The 6,889-nt window shown below is 41.7% G+C and carries 6 protein-coding genes and 1 pseudogene; 5 read left to right on the top strand and 2 right to left on the bottom strand.

What is annotated here, in order from left to right; all coding sequences use genetic code 11:
* The 4 genes and pseudogenes from ACM0OX_RS28890 to ACM0OX_RS28875 all read left to right on the top strand — a co-directional run.
* Positions 1–194: pseudogene (locus ACM0OX_RS28890) on the top strand (hypothetical protein); the annotation flags it as partial.
* Positions 195–446: 252 nt separating this feature from the next.
* Positions 447–641 carry a heavy-metal-associated domain-containing protein gene (locus ACM0OX_RS28885; RefSeq protein WP_094350009.1) on the top strand — a complete coding sequence of 65 codons (195 nt, stop codon included), beginning with the start codon at positions 447–449 and terminating at the stop codon, positions 639–641.
* 192 nt (positions 642–833) lie between these two features.
* Positions 834–3,173: a heavy metal translocating P-type ATPase gene (locus ACM0OX_RS28880; RefSeq protein WP_414518435.1), complete on the top strand. Its 2,340-nt coding sequence runs from the start codon at positions 834–836 to the stop codon at positions 3,171–3,173.
* 19 nt (positions 3,174–3,192) lie between these two features.
* Positions 3,193–3,420 (top strand): hypothetical protein, encoded by a 228-nt coding sequence (locus ACM0OX_RS28875; RefSeq protein ID WP_414518433.1) that lies wholly within the window; start codon positions 3,193–3,195, stop codon positions 3,418–3,420.
* 6 nt (positions 3,421–3,426) lie between these two features.
* Here the strand turns inward: ACM0OX_RS28875 and ACM0OX_RS28870 are convergent, their stop codons facing one another.
* Entirely contained in the window at positions 3,427–3,852 is a 426-nt protein-coding gene (locus ACM0OX_RS28870; RefSeq protein ID WP_334842202.1) for a heavy metal-responsive transcriptional regulator, read from the bottom strand.
* Positions 3,853–4,198: 346 nt separating this feature from the next.
* Between ACM0OX_RS28870 and ACM0OX_RS28865 the strand changes: the two genes are divergently transcribed.
* A complete protein-coding gene (locus ACM0OX_RS28865; protein WP_414518432.1) occupies positions 4,199–5,287 on the top strand; it encodes a Rieske 2Fe-2S domain-containing protein in 1,089 nt (362 codons plus the stop codon).
* Positions 5,288–5,712: 425 nt separating this feature from the next.
* On the opposite strand, the gene ACM0OX_RS28860 is transcribed toward ACM0OX_RS28865, so the two are convergent.
* Entirely contained in the window at positions 5,713–6,756 is a 1,044-nt protein-coding gene (locus ACM0OX_RS28860) for a caspase family protein (protein WP_414518430.1), read from the bottom strand.
* Positions 6,757–6,889: the final 133 nt, after the last annotated feature.

Raw genomic sequence — 6,889 nt, 5'->3', positions numbered from 1 at the left:
AAACTGGTTTGCTAGTTGCTGCTACTGTACCTCATAACAGCCGTAGATGCTGTATTAGTTGGGATAACTATAATGAATCAGCAGATTTAAAAGCACAAGTCGAAGCCTATAAAAATTACACTGGCTATTATCCAGAATCCGTTCATGTTGATAAAATTTATCGAACGAAAGAAAATCGAGCTTGGTGTAAAGAAATGACAAGTGTTTTGAGAATTTTGTAGTACGTTGTATTTTTGATGGGCAAAGGTTACTCAGTCAAACCAAAGTTGTAAAGAAATTTGAAGTTTAACGAAAAACTTTTAAAAATCTCTAGACTCTCCAGCCGGCTAGAGAGTCTAGGATGAATTCAAGGCGACTCTCTTTCCAGTTATTTCTGATGGGTGAGGGATACGTCTCAGTCATCCATCTCGATCTGGCTAAGTAGTTCATTATTATCCCGTAAATCTATGACTCTCCAACTCACAGTTCCCAATATGGCTTGTTCTGCTTGTGCAAGTACCATTACCAAAACACTTCAGGCAGTCGATGCCAATGCTAGCGTTCAGGCCGATCCAACAACCAAGCTTGTAAGTGTTGAAACTCAAGCATCAGAAACAGCAATTAAGGAAGCGTTGGCTGCTGCGGGTTATCCAGTTGCTTAATTTTTAGCAAGACAGGCAGGAGACAGGAGGGAGAAGGAATAATGCTCTGGAGCCTCCTGCCGCGTTAAGTCCCTAATCAAAATTTATGATTTGGTGGCTTGCAATTAGATGAAGTTGAGAGCAACAGACAATATTCCTGCCTCCTGCCTTCTTCACGCTCCTCTCACACTAATCACAGGGGTTCATCTAGTTATGGATACTCTCACACTCAAACTTCGAGGCATGAGTTGTGCCGCTTGCGCCAACAACATCGAAAAGGCAATTCGCTCTGTTTCTGGGGTAATTGACTGCAACGTTAATTTTGGAGCAGAGCAAGCTACTATCAAATACGATCGTTCTCTAGCGAATTTAGAGAAAATCCAAGGTGCGATCGCAGCTGCGGGATACTCTTCCTACTCACTCCAGGAAGAATTGCTCTCCGAAGAAGATGATGCAGAGATTGCAAGTAGGCAAGCATTACAACGCCAACTCTCCCTCAAGGTAACGGTGGGAGGTGTAATCAGCATTTTCCTATTTTTGGGGTCGTTGCCCATGATGACTGGGCTAAATTTACCCTTGATTCCAAGTTTCCTGCAAAATCCTTGGATACAATTACTGCTGACAACACCCGTCGTGTTCTGGTGTGGTGGATCTTTTTACCGCAATGGCTGGAAATCCCTCAAGCGCCATACGGCGACGATGGACACGCTGATTGCTTTGGGTACAAGTGCAGCCTATCTATATTCTTTGTTTGTCACTGTTTTCCCAAAATTTTTTATTGCTCAGGGCTTGATACCTCATATTTATTATGAAGTTGCCGCCATTGTCATTACCTTAATTTTGTTGGGGCGGTTGTTGGAAAATCGTGCCAGGGGACAAACTTCTGAAGCTATCCGCAAACTCATCGGATTGCAAGCTAGAGATGCCAGAGTCATTCGCGATGGTAGAGAAATTGATGTTCCCATCGCCGAAGTCAGAATCAACGATGTAATTTTAGTGCGTCCTGGCGAAAAGATTCCAGTAGATGGCGAAGTGATTACAGGCGCTTCGACGGTAGATGAAGCGATGGTGACGGGTGAAAGTTTGCCAGTCAAAAAGCAGCCGGGAGATGAGGTGATTGGGGCAACGATTAACGGTGCGGGTGCATTTCAGTTTCGGGTGACACGAATCGGAAATGATACGTTTTTGGCTCAAATCGTCAAACTAGTGCAACAAGCGCAAGGTTCTAAAGCACCAATTCAGCGCTTGGCAGATCGGGTGACTGGATGGTTTGTACCGGCTGTGATTGCCGTTGCGATCGCCACTTTCATCATTTGGTTTAATTTCACGGGCAACCTCACCCTCGCAACAATGACAACGGTGGGTGTACTGATTATCGCTTGTCCTTGTGCTTTGGGTTTAGCTACCCCCACTTCTGTAATGGTGGGGACGGGCAAAGGTGCAGAAAATGGCATTTTGATTAAAGGTGCTGACAGCTTAGAATTAGCACACAAAATTCAAACCATCGTTCTAGATAAAACCGGCACCTTGACTCAGGGGAAACCGACAGTTACAGACTTTGTAACTGTCAACGGCACAGCTAATGGTAATGAAATCAAGCTTTTGCAGTTAGCAGGAACGGTAGAACGCAATTCTGAACATCCTTTAGCTGAAGCGGTGGTGAAATACGCCCAGTCTCAAGAAGTGAGTTTAATAGATGCAAATAACTTTCAGGCTAATGCAGGTAGTGGTGTCCAAGCAGTTGTTTCAAATCAGCTTGTGCAAATTGGTACACAACGCTGGTTAACCGAACTTGGAATTAACACCATCACTCTCCAGCAATATAAAGATGCTTGGGAAGCGGTTGGTAAAACAGTCATTTTGATTGCTGTGGATGGCGAACTACAAGGAATAATGGGTATTGCCGATGCCCTAAAACCTTCATCAGCAGCAGTAGTGAAAGCTTTACAGAAGTTAGGTTTAGAAGTAGTAATGCTCACCGGAGATAATCGTAAAACTGCTGATGCGATCGCAAGACAAGTTGGCATCCAGCGAATCTTTGCCGAAGTGCGTCCAGATCAAAAGGCAGCGATTATCCAATCATTGCAAGGGGAGCAGAGGGGCAGAGGGGCAGAGGAGCAGAGGAGCAGAGGAGTAAGGGGAGAGAATTCTCGTAAATTCTCACTCAAAACTCAGCACTCAATTGTCGCAATGGTAGGTGATGGGATAAATGATGCTCCAGCCTTGGCACAGGCTGATGTGGGAATTGCTATTGGTACGGGAACAGATGTAGCGATCACAGCTAGCGATATCACCCTAATTTCTGGCGATTTGCAAGGAATTGTCACAGCAATTCAACTCAGCCGCGCCACCATCAACAATATCAAGCAAAATCTCTTCTTTGCCTTTATTTACAACGTTATTGGGATTCCCATTGCGGCGGGAATTTTGTTTCCCATCTTTGGTTGGTTACTCAATCCAATAATCGCTGGGGCGGCGATGGCTCTTTCTTCGCTCTCTGTTGTTAGCAATGCCCTCAGATTGCGTAACTTTCAACCAAAAACTATCTCATAATTGCAGGGTAATTTAGGAAATGTTCAGTCAAAAAATGCTTTGGGGAAGCCTTACAGCTTTAGTGCTGCTCGCTGGAACATCAGGTGTAACATTAGCAGAAACGCCAGCCCACTCATCAGAGCAAACCAGCCAATTTCAACGCATTGAGCAACCTTTGGGCTTGAAAGTTGGTGTTGCGATCGCAGGTTTAGCCTTAATTGGACTAGAGTTGTGGTGGTTTCTTCTCTATAAAAGTCCTGATTCCTGATTAGTGTCAGCCCTGAGAGGTGTTTTGAATAATCGGACAAATTGTCTTCTCATGATGGTCGCTGATATTCTTCCAGCCTGAAAGTAATCCCTTGATTTCAGAGCGCAAAGTTAACAGCTGATCGATTTGGCGATCGATCTGCAAGACTTTATCTTCAAGCTTTTCTTTGATTTCACCACAGGGAGTTTGCCCTTGGTCATAAACTTGAAGAATATTTCCAATCTCTTCTAGGCTAAGACCAAGATTTTGTGCCCTTTTAATGAATGCTAGGCGAGTTAGCACATCCAATGAAAACTGGCGAAAGCCTCCCTCTGTTCGCCTTAATGAATTGATTAAACCTAAACTCTCGTAATAACGAATTGTCCTGATGGGTATTCCAGTTAAATCTGTTACCTGACCAATTAAAAGCAGTTTTTTATCTTGAGTTAACATGGTAGATTTTCTCAACTCTTGTAATTATTATTACATATTTTGCTAAATACCAAGTGGTTTGAGAGTTAAGTGAAATATTAGTATTAGTGTTGGAACTTTTTATCTAATTAGAGATTTTACTAAGTTGTAAATTTTCAAATATCTATTCTAAATGGATATTTGGAATTTAGATGATATTAAAATGGCATAATTTTAACATTTTTTATAATATTTTTTCAAGATTTTACCTGATGATTTTTATCTATTTATTAGGTAGCTGTTTCTCATGGTACTGAAAGTAACTGTTTTTTTGAAGTTCCCATGTTACTTCTAGATCAACTGCTTCACTTCAAGTGAAACCATAAAAATGAATCTCAACTCGCAGACTTCTAGCTCAATCCGTAAACCTAAAATTTTCAATAATCCAGAGCGTTTTATTGAGGGATGGTATTGGGTAATACCCTCTCAAAATCTGCGGGTGGGTGAAGTAAAACCTGTCACGATTTTGGGTAGAGAATTAGCAATTTACCGTGGTAAAGACAAAAGAGTAGTTACCTTAGATGCCTACTGTCCACACATGGGCGCTCACCTTGCTGAAGGCAAAGTTGAGGGTAATGCACTACGTTGTTTTTTCCACCACTGGAAGTTTGATGCTGAGGGGATGTGTATTGATATCCCATGTTTAGATACGCCGCCTTCCCTAAAGTTACAAACTTGGCCGACTGCTGAAAAATATGGGATGATTTGGGTTTGGACTGGAGAAATACCCCAACAACCTCTACCTTTTGTTCCAGAGTTAGAACAAAAAGAGTGTGATGTTGCCATCCATTCCCACTTCTTGCTGAACTGTCATCCCAATGTGGTGATGATTAATGCGATTGATGCTCAACACCTCAATACAGTTCACAAATTGCCACTAGAAATTATTTTTGAAAGAGACGAACTAAATGAGAATGCGATTATCTTCCGTAATACTACACCTATCAAAGATAATTTCTTCTTGATTAAGCTCATCCGTCTTTTCTACAAAAATGTCATAACTTACAGTATTTGCTATTGGTACGGTAGCATTGGCATTGTGACAATTGGCCCTGATTTCTTCCATGTCCACATGATGGTTGCAGTTCGCCTCCACGAAGGGGGAAAAACTGAAGGTCAAGTTCTGTTGATGACTAAAAAACGTAAAGGAATTTTTGGTTGGCTATGCAATCGAGTTGTGCTATGGCTGACTAAGATTACAGCTAAGTACTTTCTCATGGGTGACATCAAGATTCTTCAAACAATTCAGTTTGATTTGAAAACTCCCATCAAAGCAGATTACTCAATTATGCAGTTTATTAACCATGTCGAAAAACAGCAATCCCTAATTTGGGGGACTTGGAAAGAAATGCGATCGCGCGATGTCGAGAGCAAGCCCAGGCGTGAGAGATGGGAAGATACAATGAGTAATGACTAACATCATGTCTATATGACCAAAATTTCGTCAGACTGCTTGACCAATTAAACCACACGGTATCATAACTATTGTCAACAATCTTTGCAAGAAATGAAGTGTTTGTAGGGGCGTATAGATGTACGCCTCTACCAATGTATGTCTAGCAGATATTTTGTGAAATAGTATAACAATTAATAAAGGTTAAAAGTTCAACAAAATTACTTTTAACTTTTAATCGATTTTTTACTCGACTAGTAGATAAATAAAAAGAAGTGGCAAAGCCACTTCCTAATTCCCAGGTAGAACCTAAGTTATGAGTATAACGATTACAAAAAATTGAAATAGTATAAACAAACACCAATTAACTGAATATCTCTATTTTCCTTGTTTCTAGGTGAGTAAATCCTGATTTATATGCACGAAATAACTGTATATTTACATAAGTCTCATGATTGCAATGCAGACTCAAGTTTCTCCAATTCATCGCTCAGATGTGCCAGTTTTGTCTCTTCATCAAGAAGTTGCTGTTCTAATTGAAACTTAACTGCCGTACCAGCCTCAATAGCTACAGCTTTTTTCATCTGCTTAAACTTCTCGCTGCGGATGTCAAACTCTGCCTGAAGTGCGTCTAGTTTTTGTTGCGATCGCCGTCGTTGTCCAGGAGTTAAGCTAGTAGAAACTGGACTAGTTTCCATAGTTCCTGCTTCACCAGATAAAAATTTACTTCCACCTGCGTAATAACAAAGGGGAAAATTATCGCCCAAATCCAGTACTTTATTTACAAATGGGTGCTGCGGTCCTGATGCTCTTTTTGGCACTTGGTCAAACAAGTAAACTAAAACATCAAGAATACGTGCATAGCCATCTTTATTTACCGCTGCTTTACCTTGCAAAGCTTCCAATAAGCAATCTGTGAAAGCACTGTAGGGTTGACCAGTGTAGGAATATTCGTCTTCTCGCGAAGAAGCAACCACAACTCGACCGCTTCCTGTTGCTAGCACATTTAACAGTTCCGGCGGTAAGGGTGATTTTATAAAGGCTTCCCCTGGTTCCTTCAAAGCTGGAACACCACCAGCATGACAGCAATCTAATAAAACTACGAGTTTACGCGCTGTAATCGCCTCAATCTTTTGGGTAAATTCTACACCTGAGATAGCTGTGTCTGCGCGTTGACTGGGGTCATAGCGGAATGGTACAAGGAAGTATTCATTGGTGCGTTGGATGCGTCCACCATGACCGGAGTAGTAAATGATGACAGTTGCATCAGAATTTTGATTTACCTGGGCGATGATTTGGTCAAAAGCTGTGAGGATATTTTGCCGAGTTGCAGAGGTTTCGGTTAGCAGTGTGACTTGTTCTGATAGATAGGCGGCGCGATCGCTATCAATCAGTATATCTTGTATAGCCGTTGCATCTTTGACTGTGACTGGTAAATCAGCACCTACGCCAATGAGTAATGCATAACCGTTGGTAAAAGTTTGGTTTGTCATGCGGTGGGTGATAAATGCGTAGCTCCTAGCTTGTCGTTAGACATCGCCTTTTATACTCTATAACTTGTGGAGAAGTGCGATCGCTTTCATTAGATATTTCACCATCGCTGCCATCCTTATCTTATTTACCACT

This window comes from Nostoc sp. PCC 9305 (genome assembly GCF_963920915.1).
Lineage (GTDB): Bacteria > Cyanobacteriota > Cyanobacteriia > Cyanobacteriales > Nostocaceae > Nostoc.
The sequence above is the reverse complement of the archived record's forward strand: the minus strand, read 5'-3'. Positions and strand labels throughout refer to the sequence as shown.

Bases quoted from the DNA above. Each gene is read 5' to 3' on its own strand.
- ACM0OX_RS28885 (WP_094350009.1), top strand. From the start codon at position 447: ATGACTCTCCAACTCACAGTTCCCAATATGGCTTGTTCTGCTTGTGCA.
- ACM0OX_RS28880 (WP_414518435.1), top strand. From the start codon at position 834: ATGGATACTCTCACACTCAAACTTCGAGGCATGAGTTGTGCCGCTTGC.
- ACM0OX_RS28875 (WP_414518433.1), top strand. From the start codon at position 3,193: ATGTTCAGTCAAAAAATGCTTTGGGGAAGCCTTACAGCTTTAGTGCTG.
- ACM0OX_RS28870 (WP_334842202.1), bottom strand. From the start codon at position 3,852: ATGTTAACTCAAGATAAAAAACTGCTTTTAATTGGTCAGGTAACAGAT.
- ACM0OX_RS28865 (WP_414518432.1), top strand. From the start codon at position 4,199: ATGAATCTCAACTCGCAGACTTCTAGCTCAATCCGTAAACCTAAAATT.
- ACM0OX_RS28860 (WP_414518430.1), bottom strand. From the start codon at position 6,756: ATGACAAACCAAACTTTTACCAACGGTTATGCATTACTCATTGGCGTA.